The sequence below is a fragment of the Kitasatospora sp. NPDC048715 genome (assembly GCF_043198905.1).
GTDB classification, from domain to species: Bacteria; Actinomycetota; Actinomycetes; order Streptomycetales; family Streptomycetaceae; genus Kitasatospora; species Kitasatospora lactacystinica.
In genome coordinates, this window is sequence record NZ_JBICVH010000006.1 from 261,665 (window position 1) to 282,884 (window position 21,220).

21 protein-coding genes and 1 pseudogene are annotated in these 21,220 nt (G+C 70.9%); 11 read left to right on the forward strand and 11 right to left on the reverse strand.

The window, feature by feature from the left end; translation table 11 throughout:
* Positions 1–207: 207 nt before the first annotated feature.
* Positions 208–405: a hypothetical protein gene (locus ACGFSC_RS14365; RefSeq protein WP_359896742.1), complete on the reverse strand. Its 198-nt coding sequence runs from the start codon at positions 403–405 to the stop codon at positions 208–210.
* Positions 406–708: 303 nt separating this feature from the next.
* Positions 709–927 carry a recombinase gene (locus tag ACGFSC_RS14370; protein ID WP_359896744.1) on the reverse strand — a complete coding sequence of 73 codons (219 nt, stop codon included), beginning with the start codon at positions 925–927 and terminating at the stop codon, positions 709–711.
* Between the two features lie 1,057 nt (positions 928–1,984).
* Here ACGFSC_RS14370 and ACGFSC_RS14375 point away from each other — a divergent pair.
* Positions 1,985–2,125 (forward strand): hypothetical protein, encoded by a 141-nt coding sequence (locus ACGFSC_RS14375; protein ID WP_359896746.1) that lies wholly within the window; start codon positions 1,985–1,987, stop codon positions 2,123–2,125.
* A gap of 292 nt (positions 2,126–2,417) precedes the next feature.
* On the opposite strand, the gene ACGFSC_RS14380 is transcribed toward ACGFSC_RS14375, so the two are convergent.
* Entirely contained in the window at positions 2,418–3,479 is a 1,062-nt protein-coding gene (locus tag ACGFSC_RS14380) for a DUF2776 family protein (protein ID WP_359896748.1), read from the reverse strand.
* 520 nt (positions 3,480–3,999) lie between these two features.
* Here ACGFSC_RS14380 and ACGFSC_RS14385 point away from each other — a divergent pair.
* The 5 genes from ACGFSC_RS14385 (at position 4,000) to ACGFSC_RS14405 (ending at position 7,659) form a co-directional block, all read left to right on the forward strand.
* Complete coding sequence (locus ACGFSC_RS14385) at positions 4,000–4,200, forward strand: hypothetical protein (RefSeq protein ID WP_359896749.1); 201 nt, start codon at positions 4,000–4,002, stop codon at positions 4,198–4,200.
* 43 nt (positions 4,201–4,243) lie between these two features.
* Entirely contained in the window at positions 4,244–5,686 is a 1,443-nt protein-coding gene (locus ACGFSC_RS14390) for a hypothetical protein (protein ID WP_359896751.1), read from the forward strand.
* A 58-nt stretch (positions 5,687–5,744) separates the two neighbouring features.
* On the forward strand, positions 5,745–6,014 hold the full coding sequence (locus ACGFSC_RS14395) for a hypothetical protein (RefSeq protein ID WP_359896847.1): 270 nt from the start codon (positions 5,745–5,747) through the stop codon (positions 6,012–6,014).
* 138 nt (positions 6,015–6,152) lie between these two features.
* Positions 6,153–7,136: a GNAT family N-acetyltransferase gene (locus tag ACGFSC_RS14400; protein WP_359896752.1), complete on the forward strand. Its 984-nt coding sequence runs from the start codon at positions 6,153–6,155 to the stop codon at positions 7,134–7,136.
* Between the two features lie 175 nt (positions 7,137–7,311).
* Positions 7,312–7,659, forward strand: a complete 348-nt coding sequence (locus ACGFSC_RS14405; RefSeq protein ID WP_359896754.1) for a hypothetical protein — start codon at positions 7,312–7,314, stop codon at positions 7,657–7,659.
* Between the two features lie 116 nt (positions 7,660–7,775).
* Here ACGFSC_RS14405 and ACGFSC_RS14410 read toward each other — a convergent pair whose 3' ends face one another.
* From ACGFSC_RS14410 to ACGFSC_RS14425, 4 genes and pseudogenes are all read right to left on the reverse strand, one after another.
* Positions 7,776–8,951 carry a hypothetical protein gene (locus ACGFSC_RS14410; protein WP_359896755.1) on the reverse strand — a complete coding sequence of 392 codons (1,176 nt, stop codon included), beginning with the start codon at positions 8,949–8,951 and terminating at the stop codon, positions 7,776–7,778.
* Positions 8,952–9,419: 468 nt separating this feature from the next.
* A pseudogene (locus ACGFSC_RS14415) lies at positions 9,420–9,638 on the reverse strand (hypothetical protein); the annotation flags it as partial.
* 347 nt (positions 9,639–9,985) lie between these two features.
* Positions 9,986–10,321, reverse strand: a complete 336-nt coding sequence (locus tag ACGFSC_RS14420) for a response regulator transcription factor (protein WP_359896757.1) — start codon at positions 10,319–10,321, stop codon at positions 9,986–9,988.
* Entirely contained in the window at positions 10,318–11,631 is a 1,314-nt protein-coding gene (locus ACGFSC_RS14425) for a sensor histidine kinase (protein ID WP_359896759.1), read from the reverse strand. The genes ACGFSC_RS14420 and ACGFSC_RS14425 overlap by 4 nt, the downstream gene beginning before the upstream one ends.
* A gap of 339 nt (positions 11,632–11,970) precedes the next feature.
* On the opposite strand from ACGFSC_RS14425, the gene ACGFSC_RS14430 reads away from it, so the two are divergent.
* The 3 genes from ACGFSC_RS14430 (at position 11,971) to ACGFSC_RS14440 (ending at position 13,745) form a co-directional block, all read left to right on the forward strand.
* Positions 11,971–12,192 (forward strand): hypothetical protein, encoded by a 222-nt coding sequence (locus ACGFSC_RS14430; RefSeq protein WP_359896761.1) that lies wholly within the window; start codon positions 11,971–11,973, stop codon positions 12,190–12,192.
* Between the two features lie 347 nt (positions 12,193–12,539).
* The gene (locus ACGFSC_RS14435; RefSeq protein ID WP_359896762.1) at positions 12,540–13,502 is read left to right on the forward strand and encodes a hypothetical protein; all 963 of its coding nucleotides are present in this window, start codon (positions 12,540–12,542) and stop codon (positions 13,500–13,502) included.
* Between the two features lie 117 nt (positions 13,503–13,619).
* Positions 13,620–13,745, forward strand: a complete 126-nt coding sequence (locus ACGFSC_RS14440) for a hypothetical protein (RefSeq protein WP_359896763.1) — start codon at positions 13,620–13,622, stop codon at positions 13,743–13,745.
* A 58-nt stretch (positions 13,746–13,803) separates the two neighbouring features.
* Here the strand turns inward: ACGFSC_RS14440 and ACGFSC_RS14445 are convergent, their stop codons facing one another.
* The 3 genes from ACGFSC_RS14445 to ACGFSC_RS14455 all read right to left on the reverse strand — a co-directional run bounded on the left by ACGFSC_RS14445 (position 13,804) and on the right by ACGFSC_RS14455 (position 16,306).
* Positions 13,804–14,133, reverse strand: coding sequence for a hypothetical protein (locus tag ACGFSC_RS14445; RefSeq protein WP_359896764.1), 330 nt, complete (start codon positions 14,131–14,133; stop codon positions 13,804–13,806).
* Between the two features lie 281 nt (positions 14,134–14,414).
* The gene (locus ACGFSC_RS14450) at positions 14,415–15,098 is read right to left on the reverse strand and encodes a response regulator transcription factor (protein WP_359896765.1); all 684 of its coding nucleotides are present in this window, start codon (positions 15,096–15,098) and stop codon (positions 14,415–14,417) included.
* The gene (locus ACGFSC_RS14455) at positions 15,095–16,306 is read right to left on the reverse strand and encodes a histidine kinase (protein WP_359896766.1); all 1,212 of its coding nucleotides are present in this window, start codon (positions 16,304–16,306) and stop codon (positions 15,095–15,097) included. The genes ACGFSC_RS14450 and ACGFSC_RS14455 overlap by 4 nt, the downstream gene beginning before the upstream one ends.
* Positions 16,307–16,448: 142 nt before the next feature.
* Here ACGFSC_RS14455 and ACGFSC_RS14460 point away from each other — a divergent pair, with 142 nt between their 5' ends.
* Together ACGFSC_RS14460 and ACGFSC_RS14465 are read left to right on the forward strand one after the other, a co-directional pair.
* Positions 16,449–17,195: an ABC transporter ATP-binding protein gene (locus ACGFSC_RS14460; RefSeq protein ID WP_359896767.1), complete on the forward strand. Its 747-nt coding sequence runs from the start codon at positions 16,449–16,451 to the stop codon at positions 17,193–17,195.
* Between the two features lie 145 nt (positions 17,196–17,340).
* Positions 17,341–19,695 (forward strand): FtsX-like permease family protein, encoded by a 2,355-nt coding sequence (locus tag ACGFSC_RS14465; RefSeq protein WP_359896769.1) that lies wholly within the window; start codon positions 17,341–17,343, stop codon positions 19,693–19,695.
* Positions 19,696–19,909: 214 nt separating this feature from the next.
* Here the strand turns inward: ACGFSC_RS14465 and ACGFSC_RS14470 are convergent, their stop codons facing one another.
* Entirely contained in the window at positions 19,910–21,100 is a 1,191-nt protein-coding gene (locus ACGFSC_RS14470; protein WP_359896770.1) for a lipase, read from the reverse strand.
* Between the last annotated feature and the right edge of the window lie 120 nt (positions 21,101–21,220).

The following is a 21,220-nucleotide window of genomic DNA, read 5'->3' on the forward strand; positions in this document are numbered from 1 at the left end:
GGCCCGGGACGGTGGGCCGCGCCGCCCCCGCCGGCCCCACCCTGCGCGACCACCTCGCCCTGCCCGTTCTTTGGGCGGCGCTGAACGTTCACGGCCCGTCCGGAGCGCCGGACGGGCCGTGAACGGAAGGGCGGTCGACCGGGGACGGCGCCGGGCCGGGGCGAAGGCCACGGCACCGGCGCCGACCGGCGGTCCGTCCCGGGTTGCTCACCGGTTCGCGGTGGGCGCCTCCTTGCCCGACACGACCTCATTGCCGAATACGCCGACGCCGGAGACGGAGTGGGAGCCGGTGTCGGCGAAGGCCGGGGCGGCCGTCGCGGCGCCGCCCGCGACCAGTGCCGCGGTGAGCGCGACCGTCGGGGCGAGGCGACGGGCCTGGTTCAGGAAACGGCTGTTCTTGCGCATGCGAATTCCCCCTTTTGGTGACCGAGTGATGCGCGGCCGGTTCCGGCTTCCGGCCGCTCACTCATCAGACGTGCGGGGGGTGTGGAGGTTGCAGGTGGACCCGGAATTCTTTCGGGATCCGCTCCCTCGCCTCCTCCCGCACTGCCTGGAGCGCCGCGACCAGCGCACCGCGCCGAGCGCGATCGCCGCCACTAGTTGACCAAGCCGTAGCCGATTCCGTGAGACATCAGCCGCTCCCCGCCGCTGGCGGACGGGCCTCCAACGGGGGGATGGACGCACGAGAGCTGACTCGTATGGCAGGGTTCATGGAAGTGAGTACTCCGGTGGCAGGGACGGTCGGGGCCGGGGAAGGCCGAGGTCGACGACGGGCCGGCGGCTGCGGCGGCTGGCTTCGTCTCTCTTGCCGCGCAGGAGGGTGAGGGTGAGGTCGATACCTTCGATCTCACCGATCCAGCCTTCGGCTTCAGCGCGCTGACGCCGGTCGAGGAGGTCGTGCTCAAGCTCGTTCAGGCGAGGCAGCATTCAAGCCCTCGGCGGAGGCCATCTCCGAGGTGACAAGCCTGCTGGCTCCCAAAGACGCCCGACGCTGACCGATCCGCCCGCCGCCGAGGCCGCCACCCGGCTCGTCACTGAAGCCGGCGGAACTTGGAACCGATACGCGCTCGGAGACCACACGCGGTGACAAGGCAACCGCCATTCCCGAAGGCTCGAAGATCGCGTTCGAGTCACGACGCCGATGTTCAGGAAGGTTCACCTGAACCGAGGCGAACACCAATGGACTTAACCGACAGCTTGCCGATGCAACTCAAGGAGGTGGGCTGCATCGAGGGATAGCGCCCGGGCGAGCGCGGCAACCGTCGCCGCAGATGGCGCCGGCCTGCCTCGGGCGAATGCCGCATGTACGGTGGTTCGCCCCAGACCAGAGCGCGCCGCAAGCTGCGTCTTGGTCTGTCGAACCTGGTCCAGCCTGTCGGCCAGCAAGACTCGCAGCTCGGCCAATGCTTCCTCGTCAGGTACCCGAACGGGCTCTGGCTGCTGCACTGCAGGCGTGACCTCAACATCCACAGCCCTCGCGGGCCTACCGCCCCGCAAAGCGGCCAACTGTTCCTCGACGTCGCGTCGTAGCTTTTGCCACTCAGTGATGCCTTTCTCTCCCCGCGGGTGCCATGCGGAAACCATCGCGCACAGCGTGTTCATCGACGCCAATCGAGTCCCGTTGAGCGAGGCGTAGATCGCCGTCCGACTCGTTACCCACTTGCCGCTGGCCACCCTGTCGATGCTGATCTCCCGAGCCGCTTGGCTGCCTCCTGCTCGCGCTATGGCGCTCTCCTGCAGTTCGGAAAGCTGAATGGCGAACCTGCCCAGCGGGTGTGAGCGATCGATAGTGCGTCGCCGATTCGGCACGGCTCCCCCTCAACGAACGTCGGGCCAAATCCCGGGAAGTCCCACTTGGTCGCGCTTGGTTCCGGGCTTTGAACAGTCCGCTACCCAGCGTGCTGACATTGAAGCGGCCCGCCGGAAAGGCGTCCAACCAACACCGACGGGCCACTCAGGATCCAGCCTTCGAGAGGGGACCCAGATGCCCAACGCTACGCGCCCGCCAGCCACTGAGGCCAGGACCAGCATCGCCCTGCAGCTCATCGGGCAGGCCGTCCGTGGAGCCTTCACCGGCGCTTCCCGCGCCATCACCGAGCGGCTGATCAAGCTGCTCTCGGAGTAGTCATCACCTTCCCGGCTGCAGACTCTCGCCACGCAGCCGGGAAGGTTGCCGACCAACTGGCTGTTGCTGCTCGCTGAGACCATCACTCATCGTGGTTGCAGCGCTGACTTTATGGGTGGATACGCGACACCTCAACATGCGCGCCTACCAGTCTCAACCCCCGTGGTGGGGTCGGCCCGCGGCCCGGGCACGCCGTCGGCGCCTCGTCGGGGGCCACCAGGTGCTGCAGGACGTGGTCGGCGGCCGGGGACAGCCCCGCGGTCCCGCGCCCGATGAGTGTCCGGGCGGCCGGTCAGTTCCGGTCGGCGACGCCGGCCTCCAGGACGGAGACCACGGCGAACAGCGAGAAGCAGACGGCGCCGAGGCCGACCAGGACCCGGGCCGCGACCGTCACGTCCGGGTCGGCCGACTCGAACAGGAACGCCGACATGAACAGGCACAGCAGTGTGGTGCCGACCGGGACCAGCGGGGCGCGGCCGGCCGGCGGCGCGGCACGGCGCCAGCCGAGGGCGAGCAGCAGCACCGCGCTCAGCACTGTCCAGCACAGCAGACCCAGCCCGATCTGCACGTACCCGGTGGCCAGTTGACCGGGCCGGGGGTCCAGGGCGACGACGACCAGGCCCCCGGTGATGTCCATGGCGCCGAGCACGGCGGCCGGGACGAGCCACCAGACCCGCTCCCGCCGGGTGTACGTGTTCCGGATCTGCCGCAGCAGGGTGATCACCAGCCCGATCAGGGCGGTGCAGACGATCGCCTGGTCGACCACCACGTGCCCGGCCGTGAAGCGCCCGTCCGAGTCCCCGCCGCCCCCGTTGGCCAGCATGACGATCGCCCACGCCCAGGCGGCGGCGGCCGCAAGGACCGGGACCGCCACCAGCGCCCGGGCCGCGGACCGGCCGAACGGCGCGGGCGAGCGCGGCGGGGAACCCTCCGGCAGGACGGCGTTCTGCCCGATCAGCGTGAAGCGGGTGGCGACCGCGGCCACCGACGAGACGCACACGCAGACCAGGCCGATGCCGAGGACCACGCTGCCGGCCACGAAGTCGGCCACCGGCCGGTGGCTCTCCGCCAGCAGGCCCAGCCCGTAGCCGACGGCGGCCCCGGCGACCGCGAAGCCGAACGCCGGGTAGCCGATCCGGTCCAACGCGCCGAAACGGCCGATCAGTTGCCGCACGACGGTCGCCGCGACGGCGAACAGGCAGAGACAGACGGCGGCCAGGAAGACCAGCGTCAGGCCCGCGACCCGGGCGCTCGGCCCGGTGGAGTGCGCGAGGACGTAGCCGCCGAGCGCGGCCGACACCGCGCCCATGAGCAGCGGAATCGCCCGGAGCAGCACGCTCATTCCGTGGTTCACCAGGTCTCCTCGTTCCCTCGCGCTCGCCGGTTCCGGGCGGCAGTCAGTGTTCAGCCCGCCGGGTCTCCGGCCGGGACCCCGGCGGCGAGTGTCCACGGATTTCGTCCGATCGGCTCACGGCGACACCCGCCGTGCGGGACCCCGGCAGTGGCCTTGTGAGTGGGTGGGGTGGTGTCAGTCGGATGGTCAGCAGCGTGGTCATCGAGGGGAAGGAGCCGCTGAGCTCGGCTTCTTCTTGAAGAGGGCCGTGGATTTCCGCTGCTACGGGGTGACCAATCTGCTGTCATGACCGCTGATTGTGCCTAGCACACCAGGATCGGCGGTCCACCGGTTCGTCTCCGGCGCCTGCGGCCGTGGTCCGTCCCGGCGCCGCCCGTCCTGGCTCTCCAGGGCCTTTCCGGGGCTGTCCCTGTCCCGGGGTCCCCGGCTCCGCGCGGGGCGGCTTCGACGGGCCCGCAAGCCTCTCTGGACTCCTTCGCCCGCCCCGTGCTCCGCGAACCGCCGTCTCGTTGGTCCGGGCATGAGTGACGATTGCGGGTTCGACGGGGTGCGGGTGCACCCGGAGCTGGGTGCCGGCCCGCTGGGCTGCGCCGAGTGCGCGAAGGTGCTGCGGATGTTCCAGATCCTGGCCGGGCCCGGGGTGCTGGCCGCGCCGGGTGCCTGCCCGTCCTGCGGCACGCTCACGAGCGACGCGCATCAATCTGCGCTACACCCTTCATGACCAACCCGTTCCCAGCGCCCGCGCCCCCGGCCCGCACGGTCAGATGTTCGACGACAGTCACACGGCAGGAGCGCCGGACATAACTGCCTACTACCAGGCCACCACCCCTGCACGTCTTGTCGTCACGGGAGCACCGGGAGCGGGCAAGACCGTCCTCGCCCTGGAATTGCTGCTGGGGCTCATCGAGCATCGCGGCGACACCGACCCGGTGCCCGTGCGGATGTCCCTGGCTGCCTGGGACACCGACATTCCGCTGGAAGCCTTCCTGATCGCCCATCTCGTCCAGAACCTGGACTGGCCCCGGGACCGTGCGGCACAGCTGGTCGAGCACGGCCTGGTCCTGCCGATCCTGGACGGCCTGGACGAGATGGACTCCGGCTTGACCGGGACTGTCGGCCAGCCCGTCCGCGAAGCCGGCGGTCGACCCTCATCCGACCCACACCCCCCACGCGCCCGCGCCGCCCTCGCCGCGTTGAACGCATACGGCCGCGGCCGAACCGCAGGACCACTGGTGCTCACCTGCCGCACCACCCACTACGAAGCCCTCGCTCTCCATCCGCCGAAGCGCCGGTACACGTCCGATGACACACGCCGTTGGTTGACCAGCATCGCCCGCAGCCTCCAACGCCCCGATCCGACATCGGAAACACCGGCGGTGGAGCCACTTGCCGAGCCGCGTACCGAGATCCACATCCACGAGCTGTGGGTCATCGTTGAAGATCGCGTGATCCAATGGGAGTTTCTCCTTCTCGTACCGATGCCGCTTTTCCTCGGGGGTCTGTACGTGCAGGGCTCCCCCTTCCCGTTCCAGACTCTCCTCCTCGCCCTCTGGGGTACCACCACGGGCTTTGTCGCCTGGGGAAACGAGCACCTGCCTCGCCGCCTGAATTGGTCGGCCCTGGAAGTCCCCGAGTTTCGTCAAAATATTGTCGACACGTGCAAGGGGGCGCTTGCCGCATCGATCGGGATCGGCATCGTGACCGGCGTCATCGTTGGTCTCTCGGCTGAGGCCAAGGTCGGAGTCACGACCGGAATCGTGGTCGGACTCATGGGTGTCCTGCTTGGGCTCCTGTCCTCACTCCTCGGCGAACTTGAGGGTCCACCGGCCACTGTCGCCGGCCCGGGAGCCGTCCTCCGGTCGGACATCCTCTACAGGATCACCGTCGGGTTCGTGTGTGCGCTGCTGGCCGGGCTTGCCTTCGGGTCTCTGTTCGGACTCGTCGACGGATTCGCGGCCGGACTCCTCTGGGGGTCCCTTTTCGGACTGACCATCTTCGTCATGAGCGTGGCAACGAGCGCGTACGGGCGATATTTCATATTTCTTTTGTCCCTGCGCCTTTACATGCGGCGCGCTCTGCCATTCCGTCTCAACGCCTTCCTTGCATGGTCCTACGACGCGGGGCTGATCCGACTGTCCGGCAATGCCTACCAATTTCGCCATCGTGAATTTCAGCGCTGGCTCACCTCCCACCCATTTCGTGAGTAGGGCCAGGAACTGATGCGGCAGGTACCACTTCGCTGCTGTCCGCCGTGTCGTTGAAGCGGTGCGCGACCTTCGGGTCACCGGCCCACGAGCGAAGGTCGAGGTCGGGCCGCTGTTCTTGTGGCGGCCGGATCCGAAGGACCGCCCGGCCCGCGGCAGGTACGAGAAGGTGCCCAAGGCGGAGTTCCTGGTGATCGACGGGCAGACGCGGCTCACCGCGTTGCTGGCCGGGCTGGGTGAGCGGCCGCCCCGGTGGGGCGAGACCAGGTGGTACCGCATCGGCGGTCCCGATCTGGAGATCGGTCCGCCCAGACCCGCTGGCGAGCCGTGAATGCGCCCCACCTCGTCGCTCTCGTCCGAGCCGGAGCCCACTTCGAACGCGGCTACCTCGTGGAACGGCCGAACACGACCGCAGCATGAATCATGAACAGGGTGGCGGACCTGCCTCGAAGTTCGAGATCATCCGATCATGTCGGATGACACGCCAGGACAGGACCTCCCAGCCGGCGTCGGGTTACGGCCGTATCGGGGCGACGAGGACCACGGCCCCATGGCCGCGGTGCGGCTGGGATGCGTCGAACGGGACCGGGTCGACACCCGTTCGGTTGTGGAAGGGCTCCCGACAGCGGCCGAGATCGCCGAGGCCTCTGCCAAGCTGGACGAGCCGTCCAAGAACCAGGTCCTGGTGGTACGCGACGGGAGCGTCGTCGGCTACTCGACGATCCGGTGGTGGCAGGAGCGGGACGATACGTGGCTTTACCTGCACCGCGGTTACCTCTTGCCCGAGCATCGCGACCAGGGCATCGGGTCAGCCATGCTGAGCTGGGCCGAAGAGCGGATCGGCCAGCTCATCGAAGACCATGGCACGGCTCGGACTGCAGTGATCGGTGCGAACGCCATGGTCTCCGAGCAGGACGCCACGGCGCTTCTGCTCGCAGCCGGCTACCGACGTGTCTTCAGTCTGGTCGAGCTGGAGCTGGGCAATCTGCGGCAGTTGCCCGAACGAGGCAGCGAATGCCCGGCCGGGATACGGACGGGGCCGATCGGGACCAGCCACTACCGCGCGGCCTGGAGGACGGTCGTCGATTCCTATGCGGAAACCGGTTTCACTCAGAAATGGACCTTCCAGGACTTTGTCGACACCGCCGACCCGGCATGCTGGAGGGCTGCCTGGAGGGGGCAGGAGATGCTCGGCGTGGCCCTCTGCTCCATCCGCAGCCACGACCACACCGTGGGCGAGGTGGAGGAGCTGAGCGTCCGAACGGACCAGCGACGCCTCGGAATCGGCCGGATCCTGCTGCTGGAAGGGCTGCGAAGCCTTCGCGAGCAGGGTGCGACGACGGCCAGGCTGTACACGGGCACAGCAAATCCCCACCGGTCCTACGATCTTTACGAGAGCGTGGGGTTCCGGAGACAGAACGAGTATGTCCGCTACCGCAAGCCGCTCGCTTGATCGACCAGCCATTGGACCGTCCGGTCGATCCACAGAATTTGACAATTGCCCGGTCAGTCGCACGTGGCGAGCAACCCTTCGATGGCGGTGCGGATGGCTTCGTCCTGGGTGAAACCCCGCCAGCCGCCGCTGCTACGAAGAGGCCACCCCGTACTGCGACCGCGGGTTTGAGGTCGTGGGCGACATCGAGAAGCGGTACATCGCGATGGGCGGCCCCGAAGGATCACTCGGCTGCCCGCTCACGCAGGAGTTGGTCAACCCCGACGGGGTTGGCCGCCGGACGCAGTTTCAGAACGGGACCATCTACTGGTCTCCTGGCAGCGGTGCGTGGCCTGTCTGGGGGGACATCGGCGACTACTGGTGCAGCCAGGGGTGCGAGGCAGGGTGGATGCGCTACCCGACGTCCTACGAGTACGCCGTCGGCAACGAGACCCGGCAGAACTTCCAGTGTTCCGTCGTCCACTGGCAGGCTGTGCCGGGCAACGCCACCAAGACCTGGAGCGACGGCGACAAATGCGTTTGACGTCCAGAGCGCGTCCGTTCGGGGCATGCCGCCGAATAGGGCCGTGCGCCGTCGAACACCGAGCCCGCGTCCGCAGTCCCCGACTTGACGCCTTCGCACCGTGAGGTCTCTGGAGGTCACAGCGCGGAGAAGCCGAACCTGGACGCCACCGGCTCGAGCGGGGTGTAGTAACCGGTGGAGAAGCAGGTCGTCGGGGTTGACGTGCCGTCGCACGGGATTTTGGTGTCGGTGTTTCCGGCGATGATGACGCCGACCGGTGCCATGGCATCGCCCTGCGGGTTGGCCACGGCCGGTCCCCCGCTGTCGCCCTGGGCGACGGCGATGCCCCCGCTGCGGGACCTGACCTCGGTCGCGGCGGTGCGCCCGGACGGTGAGTGGACGCCGACGCGGGTGACCTCCAGCTCGCAGTGGAAGCCGGACACGGCACCGCTGAAGCAGGCGGACTGGCCCGGGTCCAGGCGAGCCGGTCCGTACAGCGGGCGGGAGTCGCCGCTGTTCCAGGAGCCGCTGTAGAAGCGGGCCGCGGCGCCCTTGTCGGTCGTGACGACGGCGACGTCCAGGCCGCTGTCGTAGGCGGTGACCTCCCCGACGACGCGCTGCCCGTTGTAGACGTTCCCGCCGGTCCGGCAGTGCGCGGCGGTCACCAGGACGCGTTTGTTGCTGACCCAGCCGGGGATTCCGGTGGAGCAGCGGGAGTTGTCGGCAAGGGTGAGGTCGGTTCCGGCGTACCAGGGCGGGGCGTCACTGGTACGGCTGCCCTGGGTGGGTGTTTCGGGGGAGCCGGTGCGGGTGTGGACGGGAATGCCGGCGAAGTGTTCGGCCCGGGCTTCGTAGTCGCGGGTCGGGGCGTTGGCCGGCGCGATGCGCCGGGTGGTCCTCGGCCGGTAGGTGAGCAGGAGGCCGCTGCCGTCGTTGGCGGGCGAAACGGACGACCACTCCGATGGGTCCTCGCCGACAGCGGAGACGAACCTGTCGACGGCCCGGTCCATCTCGGAACGCGAGTAGGCGGCCGACCGGTAGCGGACGTCGTAGTCGGGGCTCACCGGGCCGGCGGGCTCGTGACGGGCCTGTTCACGGGTGCGTGCGCGCCAGGCGTCCACGGCCTCGGTGATCACGGCAGGGACCGTGCCCTTCCAGTACAGGTCAAGGTAGTGCTCGTCACCGTGGAACACGATCGAGGCGAAGCCGTCACCGGGCACCTGGCCCGTGTCGACCAGCCGGTGAACCTCGTCCGCGACCGGCCTCAAGTGCTTTTCGTGGTACTCGCGGCTCAGCAGCACCGTCGGAGCCATGCGGGTCTCCTCGGCATCACCCTCAGCCGTCCTCGCAACAGCGACCGATGCTGCGCCCAGAAGCAGGATGGCTGCCGAGTAGAGGAGTTTTGATCGGCGCATGGGGACACCATAGGGTGACCGCACTGCTCACTCAGAGTTATCGGATCGTATGCGTAGACCCATGGGTGAGGGGCCGGCCGTTGCTACGGTGCGGCGGTGGCCAAGGTGTTGTCGACCAGGACCTCGGGCGCGGGGTCCGCGGCGGAGCGCGCGTGGCGGTGGCCGCGTCCAGCAGCGCGGCGGAGAGCAGCAGCGCGGCTCGGCTGACGGTGTCGGCGGGATCGGGGCCGAGGTCGAGCGGCGCCCACTCGCTGCGGCGGCGCTCGGCGTGCCGGCGCACCAGCCGGTCGAGCCGCCGCCTCGTGCGGGACTTCGAACGGTCCACCAGCAGCGCGGAGGCGATGGTCTACTGGTCGGCGGCGCAGCTCATGACCCGCCGCCTTGCCCGGCCACGGCCTTCGCGAGCGTGAACCGGCCCGGTGCCGGCTCGGCCAGCCACCCTCGCACTGTCAGCCGCTTCGCCTTCGACCGCAACGCCTCGATCTTCGCGGCCACCGGGTCCAGGCCGAAGCAGGCAGCCATCTCCTGGCACGTCGGCGGCCCCTGGCCGAGACGGTTCCGCTGCGCGAGCAGCTGCAGGAAGCGCCCGTGGGTTCGGGGCGGGATGCTCATCAGCGTGCCGCGGCCGGGTTGACGGCCAGGTGGCTGATCGCTGGCTCGGAGGAGGACGACGAGTCCTGTTCAGCTTCTTGCCTTCTGCAGTCGCCGACCGGGGCCGGAGGATCGCGGACGTTCGACAAGATTCTCGACGGCGTCCAGCTCGTCGGTGCACAGCTGGGCGATGGTCTGTTCGGCGGCGTTGGAGAGGGAGACGTGCAGCGGCGCCGGCTGCTGCTGGTCGACCGGATCATTCGCCGGTCACCGCCGGCGGCGTGCACTCGGGCAAGGACCTCGCTGGCCGGATCCACTTCTGCTCGTCCGGGTCGGAGAGGTCAGACCGCCGCCAGTCGCGAACGGACTCCGGCCCGGCGACGGCCCGGTCTCGCCGGGAGGCTGGCGGATCGGTGCCCTGGTCGACCGGTAGCCGGCACACGCCGGACTGGGCGGGAACGGGGCATCCGGATGTCCATCACCACGACGTCGGGGCGCGGCAGGCGGGCGGCGGTGATGGCCTGTTCCCCGTTCTCGGCCTCGCCCACCACTTCGAAGGATGGGTCGGGGGAGAGGATCAGGGACAGGCCGCGCCGCACCAGCGGCTGGTCGTCCGCGATGAGAATCCGGATGCCCGGTGCCACCGCGCCCACCGGGCGGCCGTCGTTCGACCTCACCGGGCCGTCGCCGTTCCGTGTTGGACGGCCGCGTCGGCCGTCTCCTCCGGGGCCAGTGGCAGGTCGGCCAGGACAGCGAAGCCGCCCTCCGGCCGTGGTCCGGTCCGCAGGGTGCCGCCGTGCAGGGCGACGCGCTCGCGCATGCCGATCAGGCCGTACCCGCTCCGGCCGCCGGCCGGCACCGCCTCCTGCGGTGCGGCGCCGCCCGTGCCCGCCGTATTCCCGTCGTCGCGCACCTCGACGGTGACCCGGTCCGGACCGTACGTCAGGGTGACGGTCGCGCGGGCGGGCCCGGCGTGCTTTCGGGCGTTGGTGAGGCCCTCCTGAACGATCCGGAACACGGTCAGGCCAACGGCGGGCGGCAGCGGGCGGTGCGCCCCGCGGACGCCGAAGTCGGTCGGCAGGCCGGCCACCTGGGACTCGTTCACAAGCCGGCCGAGGTCCTCGGCCCCGGGCTGGGGCGAGGGCGGGGCGGTGTCCGGTTCGTCGCCGGCCCGCAGGACGTTCAGGAGCTGGCGCATCTCCCGCAGGGCCAGTCGCCCGGAGGACTCCAGGGTGACCAGGGCGTCCCGGACCACCTCCGGGTGGGCGAGGTTGGCCCGGGCACCGCCGGCCATCAGCTGCATGGTGGTGATGTGGTGCGCCACGATGTCGTGCAACTCCCGTGCGATGCGGCGGCGTTCGTCGGCCACCGCGCGGTCGGCCAGCAGTTTGCGGTGGGCCGCGACCTCCCGCTGCCAGCGCGCCACGGCGAGGCCGGCACCGACCACGAGCAGAGTGGAGCAGGAGGTGCCGGCGAGCGCCTGCCAGGAGGGGACGCGCAGGTGGCTCTGGCTCAGCGTGGTCAGCACCGTCGTCGCCGCCGCGGCGGCCGCCGTCACCGGGGCGGGGCGGGCCCGGGCGACCGAGTACAGGCTGACCATCAAGGCGGCGCCGAAGTGGGTGCTCGCCGGTGTGGACAGGTCGATCGTGGCCTCGACGGCCAGGACCACGGCGAGCGCCGGCACCGGGTGGCGGCGCCGAACGAGCAGCGGCAGGGCCGACAGCGCGACGAGGAGCAGGCCCGGCGGGGTCACCCGGCGTACCCCGTCCATCTCGCTGAAGAGCAGGTAGTTGAGCAGGTCGAGCGTGCAGACGCCGGCGGCCACCAGCGCGTCGGTGTGGGTCCACGGCGCGTCGTCGGTCTCCGGCGGCGCGTCCGTCACCCCGCCGGGCCGCGGGCTCCCGCTCGCCGGGTGTGCCGCGTGTGCCGCGTGTGCCGGGTCCGCCCCGAGTGCCGCGTCCATCGCGGGGCGCTGATCACCGCCCATGTCCGTTCCCCCTCCGTGCCCGGCCCGCGCCGCGCCTCACCGATGAGCCCCGATGAGCCCGATCAGGCCCTGTTCAGACCCTGAACAGGCTCTGAACAGGCCCGATGACCCCATTCTGGCATCGGCTCACCCCTCCCCGGCATGGTCCCCACGGCCGATCACGGGGGCCTGGACCAGGACCACAGTCCCGGGTCCGGGCCCGGCCTAGGAGCAGGGGCCCGGATCGTCCGTCGCAGGGACGTCCGCGGCCCACCCCGGGTGATGGTCTGGAACCCGGCCGGGAACCCCCGGAGCCGAGACCGATCTTGCGGACGCTCGTGTCCACTGCCGGAGGAAACCGTGATCCGCGCACTGACCGGATACTCCACCAGGAACCCGTGGAAGGTGATCGCCCTCTGGGTGGTGCTGGGAATCTCCCTGGCCCTGCTGAGCCCGGTGCTACTCGCCCGCGTCACCCAGTCCCAGTGCGGGGACTTCCTGCATACCGCCGCGGCAGCGGCAGGCGAACAGCACAGCGAGCGAGTGCTGCAGCGCTGCAGGCACCGGCGGGCGAAGTCGTAGGCGGCCACGGCACCGTCGTGGTTGCGGTGCTCCACCACCAGGCCAGCCTGCTCCATCACCTCGGAGGCGGGGAACGGTACGTCCGCGCCGGGCATCGCCGCCTTGCGCCCGCGCCCACGCCCGCGCCCGCAAGGGTGGCTCGGGGACGCCCGAACAACGCGGGAGCCGGCTGAGATTCCCGTTTCGGCGGTACAGGCACGGAGCCTCGGACATCATCGTCCCGTCACGAACCGAGGAGGATCAGGTTGGGCGGGCTACGGGAACGCGGTCAGGCGGCAGCGGTACGCCGGTGGGTACGGCTGCGCAGATGGCACCGACGCTCGAACCGGCAGGCAGTCGACAAGCAGATGGACAGCCTGCGTGAAGCGTGCGCACAGCTCGACCTCAACCCGGCCGCTGCGCACGCTACCCCGGCCGCTGTGCGCGCCTCCCAGCAGACCCTGAAGACCTTCCCCTACGGGTGGACGGTCCTCTCTGTTGTCCTGCTCTTCGCCGCCGTGCGGTTTTTTGAGCAGTTCTTACGCACAGCAGGAGACATCGCCGTCCGGCTCGGGCTCGGCCCGCCCACCGGAATGGGGCACGCAGGCGCCAATCGCCTCGGTCCCCTCTTCGACCCGAGCTCACCCGTGAACGGCCTCGGCATCATCCTGTCCTACGTCTACCTCATCGCGGTGGCAGTCGCGGTCGGACGGATGATGAGGCGCCACCAGCCCGAATTCCACTACGCCGTCACGCTCCTGGCCATCTCCGGCATCGAAGGGTGTGCCAAAGCCCGCGCTCAAGCGCCGTCGGAGCGGGCGTCATCGCTGCGGAGGCTAGACCAAGTCTGTCGCAACCTGGAGCGGGCCCTGTTGGAACTCCACCGCACCGCCCGCTCCATCCACCGCCGTTCACCGCGTCGGGCCTCGGTCAGGGAGCACTGCGCCCTGGTCGCGGGCGCACTGCGCGTCCGGCTGGCCCGGATCGATGCCGACCCCGACACCGGCCTGGTCGAGCTGGCCCGCATGCTGGCGCTGATCGGAGAGAACTTCGCCGCCGGACGGCTCGCCGCACTGCTGCCGGAAGCCGAACTGGAGGGCGTGACCCCGGTGTCGACCAGGCGCGCCTCCGTCGCCGAGACCGTCCGCCTCGCCCTCGCGATCGCCGCCGCAACGGCCTCGGCGGCGGCCGCCACCGTGTTGCTCCCCTCGACCGGGCTCCCCACGGCTGTGCACTCCACGGTGGTGTTCGGCTCCGCTGTGGTGGTCGGGATGCTGGTGGCCGGTCGGTCGCGGTTCGCGCGGATCGCCGAGTACCTGCCCGGCAAGTAGAAGACGTCCGGCGGTCAGTCAGCCCGGTCCCGGCAACAGGTCGCAAGCGACGCTTGGTTGTCCGGCCCGGCCGGTTGCGTCGCTATCCGAGGGGGTCCGGCACAGAAAGGGTCCGTCATGGGCAACAGCAGGTTCACGTTCGACAAAGGCTCGGCGCGGCGGCTGGCCAAGCAAGCTGCCCGGAAGCAGGTGACCGGCTACCAGCAGCTGTTCGACGAGTCCTCCCCGCGCCCGCGGGGATAGCTCTGAACCAGGGCGACCCAGGTGGTCGAGCCCTGAGTCGGCCCCGCGCTCGCGGGGGTCAGCCGTAGAAGAACGACAGGTAGGCGGCCTCGCCGTCGGGTGTCCGGGCCGCGTGCACGTTGATCCGGCAGGAGGAGCCGACTACCTCGCAGGTCCAGTCCCCGATCCGGCCGAAGGCCAGTGATCCGCCGCTGCACGTGCCCGGGGCGACGGTGATGCGGCGGGAGGCCCTGAACGGAGTCGTCCTGCCCGGGAAGGACATCGCTGTGCCTTCCCACTCGCTACCCGCCATCCCCGCCTCGCCACGCTTCGGCACCGTCCAGCAACTCGCGGACGCACTTGATGGGACGGTCGGCTTGCCGTGCACCTCGACCGGCGGGCCAAGCACCTCCCCGATCGTCCGGGCTGTGACCGGCCCGGCCGCGTCGCGCACGATCGTCGGCAGCCGTTGGTGATCCGCCGGCAGTGTGTCCGGACCGAGGTCGGCGGCACGGGCCGGGATCAGCGGCACCGACCGGCCGCCCACCCGGGCCTCCGGCGGCGCCGGCGCGAGCGACGGATACTCCCCGAAGCCCGATCCTGCTGCGACCCGGGGTGTGCCGGCGCATCAGGAACGCGGTGGACTCGTGGTCGCGATCGTTCTTCTGATCCTGCCCCTACCGTCCGCCTCTACCGTCTACGCGGCACGAGTCCGGTTTCGAAGGCGATGATCGCCAGCTGGACGCGGTCCCGAGCCTCGAGTTTGGCGAACAGACGCGCGACATGGGTCTTCGCGGTCGCCGCGCTGATCACCAGCCGTTCGGCGATCTCCGTGTTCGACAGTCCCTGTCCGACCAGTGCCAGCACCTCGCGCTCCCGGTCGGTGATCGCCGCGAGGGGAGTCGCATCCGCGGCGGGCCCGGCGTCCGGTTCGGGGGCCGCGGGGCCGGACGTTCCGGCGAAGTCCGCGATCAGCCGTCGGGTCACGCTCGGCGCGATCAGCGCGTCGCCCGCGGCCACCACGCGGATCGCTTCCAGGATCGCGTCCAGGGCCATGCTTTTGAGCAGGAATCCGCTGGCCCCGGCGCGCAGTGCGCCGTAGACGTACTCGTCGTGGTCGAAGGTCGTCAGCACCAGCACCTTGGGCGGGTCCGGCTCGGCGGTCGCCTGTCGGGTCGCCTCGATCCCGTCCATGCCCGGCATCCGGATGTCCATCACCACGACGTCCGGCCGCAGTTCACGCACCAGGCGCACCGCCTCGCGGCCGTCGCCGGCCTGGCCGACCACCTCCAGGTCGTCGGTGTCGCCGATCAGGATCCCGAGCCCGACCAGCATCAGCGGCTGGTCGTCGACCAGTAGCACTCGCACGCTCATGCCGGGAGCCTCGCCGTCACCCGGAATCCGCCCTCCGGACGCCGGCCGGCGCTGAACTGGCCGGACAGCAAGGTCACCCGCTCGCGCATGCCGAGCAGGCCGAAGCCGCTGCCGCCGGCCCCCGCCGCGAACCTCGGTCGGCCCGGCCCGCCGAGACCGTCGTCCCCGTCGTCCACCACCTCGATCCTCACTCCTTCCGGCTCGTAGCCGACCGCGACCCGGCAGGTCCGCGCCCCGGAGTGCCGCACCACGTTCGTCACCGACTCCTGGATGATCCGGAACGCCGACAGTTCGATCTCCGGCGGCAGTGGACGCCGCTCGCCCCGCCAGGTCACATGAACCCGCACCCCGGCGCCGGCCGTGCGTTCGGCGAGCTGCGGGACGTCGGCCAGGCTGCCGGCCGGCGCCAGCGGAGCGGCCTGCGGCATGGCGTCGTCGGGCTCGGCGCGGCGGAGCGCCCCGAGCATGCGCTGCAGTTCCAGCAGCGTCTCCCGGCTGGTGGTCTCGATGCCGGTCAGCGCCTGCCGCGTCTGCTCGGGCTTGGTCTCCACGACCCGCGCCGCCGCTCCCGACAGCACCGTGATGATCCCGATGCTGTGCGCGACGCTGTCGTGCAGCTCGCGGGCGATCCGCAGCCGCTCGGCCATGACGACGCGGGCCGCGGTCTGCTCCTTAAGGGCTTCGAGGTATTCACGGCGTTTGCGGTACACGCCCCCGAAGACCCAGGCGACCGCGAACCACAACGCGAACTGGCCGGCCCACTGGGACGCGTCGCCGACGGTCTGCTCGTGGACGTGGAGGTCGTTGAAGAACGCGGCCGCGACGGCCGCGACGGAGCCGACGGCGGCAGCCCTGGGCTGCCGGACGGCGAGGTACCCGCCCAGGCCGACGAGCAGGACGAACACGATCGAGGGCCGCGCGCCGAAGGCGTCGCCGAGGACCGCTTCGCCCAGGACCGCCGCGAAGACCGCCGCCGGCAGACGGCGCACCAGCAGAACCGGCAGGGCGAGCACGACGCAGAGACCGAGCATCTGGAAGGGATCGAGGTCGGGGAACCGGAACAGGCCCTCGTAGTGCGCCCAATCAGTGGGCAGCATCGTCAGGGCGAGAATCAGCGCGTACAAGCAGGCGGTGGCCAGCACCACGGCCTGTGACATCAGCCAGGTCACGCGTTTCGATGTCGAGAGACGCTGGAGAAGCTGTTCCATACGAAGATCGTATTCAGTGGCGTCGGCTCTGCGCGTCGCCCCGGGGATGTACGCCGGATACGCCCCCGGGCCGATGGCCTGGGAAGTGGTGACACCCGCCGGCCGACGCGGTGGATCGTGGTCCGTTCCTAGGTTCGTGGTCATGACGAATGCACCGATGATCGATCTTCGCGACACGACGAAGAAGTACGACGACGGCCCGCCCGCACTGGCCGGCGTCACCTTGTCCGTGGCGGCCGGTGAGTGCGTGGCGATCCTCGGCCATTCCGGCAGTGGCAAGTCCACGCTGCTGAACCTGATCGCGGGTCTGGACAAGCCTTCCAGCGGCACCGTGACCGTCGACGGCACCCGCGTCGACCAGCTCGGCGAGGCCGGTTCGGCGAAGTACCGCCGGGCCTCCATCGGCATGATCTTCCAGTTCTTCAACCTGCTGGACGACCTGACCGTGTTGGACAACGTCATGGTTCCGGCGCAGCTGGCCGGGATGGGCAAGGGCGAGGCGAAGCGGCGGGCCGTCGAGCTGCTCGACTCGCTGGGCATCGACCGGCATGTCAAGGCCTATCCGCAGCGGCTGTCCGGCGGGGAACGGCAGCGGGTGGCGGTGGCCAGGGCCCTGATGAACGAGCCGGCGCTGCTGCTGGCCGACGAGCCGACCGGCGCCCTGGACTCGAGCTCGGCCGAGGACGTGCGCGAGCTGCTGCTGGACCTGAACAGTGAGGGCCGGACCATCCTGCTGGTCACCCACGACGTGCAGTTGGCCGCGAGCACCGCGCGCCGCACGATCGAGTTGGTGGACGGGGCGGTCGAGCGGGACGTCGTCAACGACGGCAGCGGCGCCGGCCCGGCCGCCCGCACACCGCTGATCCGTCCGGCGGGAGAGGTCCGATGACACTGCGAAAGCCGCCGATGCCCCGGCGCCTCTTCGAGGTCGGTTTCCGGGCCGTGGCGTGCCCGCTGCCGGCGGTGAGCCGGTGAGCGCCCTGGGCAAGGTCGTACGTTCCGGCGTGGGCCGCCGTCGGGTCCAGTCCCTCGTCATGGCCCTGACGACGTTCGCCGCGGTGACGTCCTCAGTGCTCTCCCTCGGGCTGCTGACTGTCGTTCAGGCCCCGTTCGAGCACGCTTTCCGTGCGCGGAACGGGGCGCACCTGGCGGTCCAGTTCGACGGCTCGAAGGTCACGGCCGCGCAGGCCGCCGCCACCGCGCACGCCGCCGGCGTCACCGAGGCGGCCGGGCCGTACCCGGTCGCCGCCGCCCTGGACACGACGATCGGCACGGACTGCTCCGAGAAGGATCGGGCCGGTCACGACAACGGTCCGGTCACCGTCACCACCCGGCCCGACCTGGGCAGCACCTCCGGGATGGACCAGCTGGCGCTGACCCGGGGGCGCTGGCCGACGAGCCCGGACGAGATCGCCGTGCCGTGGCAGCACTACGCCACCGACTGCTTCGGCGATTCGGTGGTGTTCTCCTCCCTGCCGGGCAAGCCGTCGTTCAAGGTCGTCGGCTTCGCCGGCTCGGTGACCGACAGCGCGACCGGCTTCGCCACCGCCGACGGTTTCGCGCGGCTCACCGCTGCCGGTGCCACGTCCGACGAGCAGATGCTCTACCGGTTCGCCGAGGCCGGGAGCGCCGCAGACATCGCCACCGACAAGCAGGCGGTGGCCGCCGCCGCGCCGGCCGGCTCGGTCGAGGCCGGACAGTCGTACCTGACCGCGGAGCAGCAGGCGACCGGCAACGCCAAGGCCTACGTGCCGTTCCTGATCGCCTTCGGGATCCTCGGGCTGTTCATGTCGGTGCTGATCATCTCGATCGTGGTCAGCGGGGCGGTGGCCTCGGGAATCCGGCGCATCGGGATTCTGAAGTCGTTGGGCTTCACCCCGTCGCAGGTGGCCCGCGCCTACACCGCGCAGGCCGTGATCCCGGCGACATTCGGCCTGGTGCTCGGCACGGTTTTCGGCAACCTCCTGGCCGTGCCGATCCTGGACGGGGCCACCAAGCAGCTCGGCGCGGCCGGTGCGGCCGGTGCCACGATCCCGTTGTGGGTCAGCGCCGCGGTGCCGCTGGGCACCCTGCTGATCGTCGGCGTCACGGCTTTGATCCCGGCACTGCGGGCCGGCCGGATGCCGACGGTGCGGGCCCTGGTGGTCGGCCGCGCCCCCAAGGCCGGGGGCGGTCGGGCGGCGCAGCGTCTGGCCTCGCGGCTGCCGCTGCCCCGGGCCGTGTCGCTGGGGCTGGCCCAGCCGTTCGCCCGGCCGGCCCGGGCCGTACTGGTCGGTGCGGCGGTGCTGTTCGGCGTGGTGAGTGTCACGTTCGCGGTGGGGCTGGAGACCGGGTTCAACAAGTACCTGGACGCCAGTACCTCGGGCTTCAACGTCGCGTCGGAGTTCGTGGAACCCACGGCCGACGCGGGCGTGCCCTGGGGTCGCTACGGCCCCAACGACCCGCGCACCCCGCACCTGGACGCCGCCGGGGTGGCCGCCGCGCTCGCCGGGATCCCGGGCACGAAGGCCGCGTTCGGCTGGGGCGACAGCGGCGCGACCATGGTCGGCGCCCCGCCCGGCGGCGAACCGCCGAAGGTGTTCACGGTCACCGGCGACTTCTCCTGGACGCACCTGGAGCTGCTGTCCGGCCGCTGGTACTCGGCGCCCGGCGAGGCCGTGGTCGGCGACAAGCTGGCCTCGGCGGTGGGGATCCACGTCGGTGACGACGTCGCGGTGGTGCAGCAGAACAGGCAACTGTCGCTGAAGGTCGTCGGTATCAACTTCGACACCAACCAGGGCGACTACACGGTCATGACGGATGCGGCCACCTTCACCGCCGCCGGTCTGACCCCGCACATCGACCTGTTCAACGTCGAGCTGGCCGACAACGTCAACGGATCGGACTGGTCCACCTCGGCCGCCGCCGCGCTGACCCCGCTGAACGCCTCGGTCCGGCCGAGCTCGGGCGGGGGCAAGAACATCATTGTGATCACCATGGGCGCCCTGGTGGCCACGCTCACGCTGATGATGATCGCGGTCGCCGCGCTCGGGGTGCTGAGCACGGTGGTGCAGGACACCCGGGAACGGGTCCATGACCTGGGGATCCTCAAGGCCCTCGGGATGACGCCCAAGCAGACCGTCGCGATGGTGCTGACCTCGGTGTCCCTCACCGGCCTGATCGCCGGGCTGATCGGGGTCCCGCTCGGGGTCGCGGTGGAGAAGGCGACGCTGACCCCGATGGGGAACGCGATCGGCCGGCACCTGCCGCCGAGCGTGTCCCACACCTACACCGCCGGGCTGCTCGTCCCCCTGCTGGCCGGCGGGATCGTGATCGCCCTGCTCGGGGCGCTGCTGCCGGCCGGCCGGGCGGCCCGGTCGCGGACCGCCACCGCGCTGCGGACCGAGTAGGACCGAGGGCGTGGTGCCCTGCGGATGCGGGCCCCGTCCAGGGCGCCGCTGCCCTGTCGGGACGGTGGAGGCGTCGCCCCGCAGGATTCCCCGGGTCGTGATCCTCCCTGCGAAGCCGAGGGCACCGACGGCCCTCCTTCGCTGGACCCCGCCCGGTGAACGCCCCGGCGTCGTACCTCGGAGCCCGGACGGGCAGGGCCCGGCGCCAGGGCGTTCACCGGGCGTAGTCGACCTCGGGGAAGCCGGGGGAGGGACCGTCGAGCAGCCGCCCCCGGTCGCGGAGGTGGAGGTCGAAGAAGGCTCGCGGGTAGGCGCGTTGGAACGCCTGTGCCCGGTGCCCGGGAATCGTCCCGACCTCTTCCTCCAGATCGGGCGGTGACATGCCCCGGAGAGGGGCGATCAGCGGCAGGATCAGCACATCGTCGCCGAACGAGTGGTGCGCGGCTCCCCGTACGGTCAGGTGCAGGCGCCAGCCGCGCAGATGCGACCAGAACGCGCGCAGGGCGGGGTTGTTCTCCATGCCGCCCTTGCCCGGGGTGTCCACGACCAGGAACGGACGGTCGAGCCCGGCGTCCACCACCGGGCCCGCCGCGCCCCCGTCCAGGCTCATGCCCGCCGTGATCCGCCCGTCGGTGAGCATCGTCGCGGCGGTGGTGGCGCCGCCCAGGGAGTGGCCGAGCATCCCGACGCGCCGCAGGTCGAGCGCCCCGCGCAGGCCTGTGGGCAGCGGGGTGCGGCAGACGCCGGGGTGGCCACCCGAGCGGAGGACGGCGAGCCGGTCCAGGACGAACCGGATGTCGGCGGTACGGACCGCGAGGGCCTTGGCGTAGTCGCTGATCCCGCCCTGCGGATTCGTCTCGACGCGTCCACCGGGGAAGGCGACCGCCGCCGCGTCGTAGGTGTGGTCGACGGTGACCACCAGGAAGCCGTGACTGGCGAGGTCTTCCACGACGCCGGTGCCGAACGACCGTGACGCGTCGGCGCCGGGGGAGTAGAGAACGACGGGCAGGGGGCCCGGTGGGCCGCCGACGGGAGCGCCCTCGTGGCCGTGGGTGTCTCCCAGTCGCACCCGGCCGGGAGGCAGGCCGAGGAGGCTCAGGTACCGGTCGGCCGCCGCCGGAGGCATCCAGGGAACGGTGGGGCGGTCCGCGCGGCCGCGGGCGGGGTACCAGAGGCTGATCATCAGCTCACGGCAGGGGCGGGAGGGCACCCAGGGGTCCGGCCGCGCGGTGTCGGCCAGGTGCAGCGCGATCGTACCCAGCGGGTACGGTCCGTTCGGGGCGGGCAGCTGGAACCGCACGGGTTCCTCCCGCTTCGGCCGCGCGACGGCCACCGGCGCGAGCGGACCCGTGATCATGGCGGCGGCCAGTGCGGCGGACGAGGACAGCAGTGTTCTCCGATTCATGGCTCCACTGTCGCGTCCGACGGGCCCGGCGGCTTCGCCCCCGGGGAGGAACCCGGCGTCAGCCCAGGAGGGTAGGACGGGCATCGGCCGCGCGGATGAGTCAGCCCGCGAGATGACGTC

Excerpts from the sequence above, each read along its gene's own strand:
- ACGFSC_RS14425 (WP_359896759.1), bottom strand. The coding sequence starts at position 11,631 with ATGGGCGGTGATCAGCGCCCCGCGATGGACGCGGCACTCGGGGCGGAC.
- ACGFSC_RS14365 (WP_359896742.1), bottom strand. The coding sequence starts at position 405 with ATGCGCAAGAACAGCCGTTTCCTGAACCAGGCCCGTCGCCTCGCCCCG.
- ACGFSC_RS14385 (WP_359896749.1), top strand. The coding sequence starts at position 4,000 with ATGAGTGACGATTGCGGGTTCGACGGGGTGCGGGTGCACCCGGAGCTG.
- ACGFSC_RS14470 (WP_359896770.1), bottom strand. The coding sequence starts at position 21,100 with ATGAATCGGAGAACACTGCTGTCCTCGTCCGCCGCACTGGCCGCCGCC.
- ACGFSC_RS14375 (WP_359896746.1), top strand. The coding sequence starts at position 1,985 with ATGCCCAACGCTACGCGCCCGCCAGCCACTGAGGCCAGGACCAGCATC.
- ACGFSC_RS14390 (WP_359896751.1), top strand. The coding sequence starts at position 4,244 with ATGTTCGACGACAGTCACACGGCAGGAGCGCCGGACATAACTGCCTAC.
- ACGFSC_RS14440 (WP_359896763.1), top strand. The coding sequence starts at position 13,620 with ATGGGCAACAGCAGGTTCACGTTCGACAAAGGCTCGGCGCGGCGGCTG.
- ACGFSC_RS14450 (WP_359896765.1), bottom strand. The coding sequence starts at position 15,098 with ATGAGCGTGCGAGTGCTACTGGTCGACGACCAGCCGCTGATGCTGGTC.
- ACGFSC_RS14435 (WP_359896762.1), top strand. The coding sequence starts at position 12,540 with ATGGACAGCCTGCGTGAAGCGTGCGCACAGCTCGACCTCAACCCGGCC.
- ACGFSC_RS14410 (WP_359896755.1), bottom strand. The coding sequence starts at position 8,951 with ATGGCTCCGACGGTGCTGCTGAGCCGCGAGTACCACGAAAAGCACTTG.
- ACGFSC_RS14460 (WP_359896767.1), top strand. The coding sequence starts at position 16,449 with ATGACGAATGCACCGATGATCGATCTTCGCGACACGACGAAGAAGTAC.
- ACGFSC_RS14400 (WP_359896752.1), top strand. The coding sequence starts at position 6,153 with ATGTCGGATGACACGCCAGGACAGGACCTCCCAGCCGGCGTCGGGTTA.
- ACGFSC_RS14455 (WP_359896766.1), bottom strand. The coding sequence starts at position 16,306 with ATGGAACAGCTTCTCCAGCGTCTCTCGACATCGAAACGCGTGACCTGG.
- ACGFSC_RS14370 (WP_359896744.1), bottom strand. The coding sequence starts at position 927 with ATGCTGCCTCGCCTGAACGAGCTTGAGCACGACCTCCTCGACCGGCGT.
- ACGFSC_RS14465 (WP_359896769.1), top strand. The coding sequence starts at position 17,341 with ATGGCCCTGACGACGTTCGCCGCGGTGACGTCCTCAGTGCTCTCCCTC.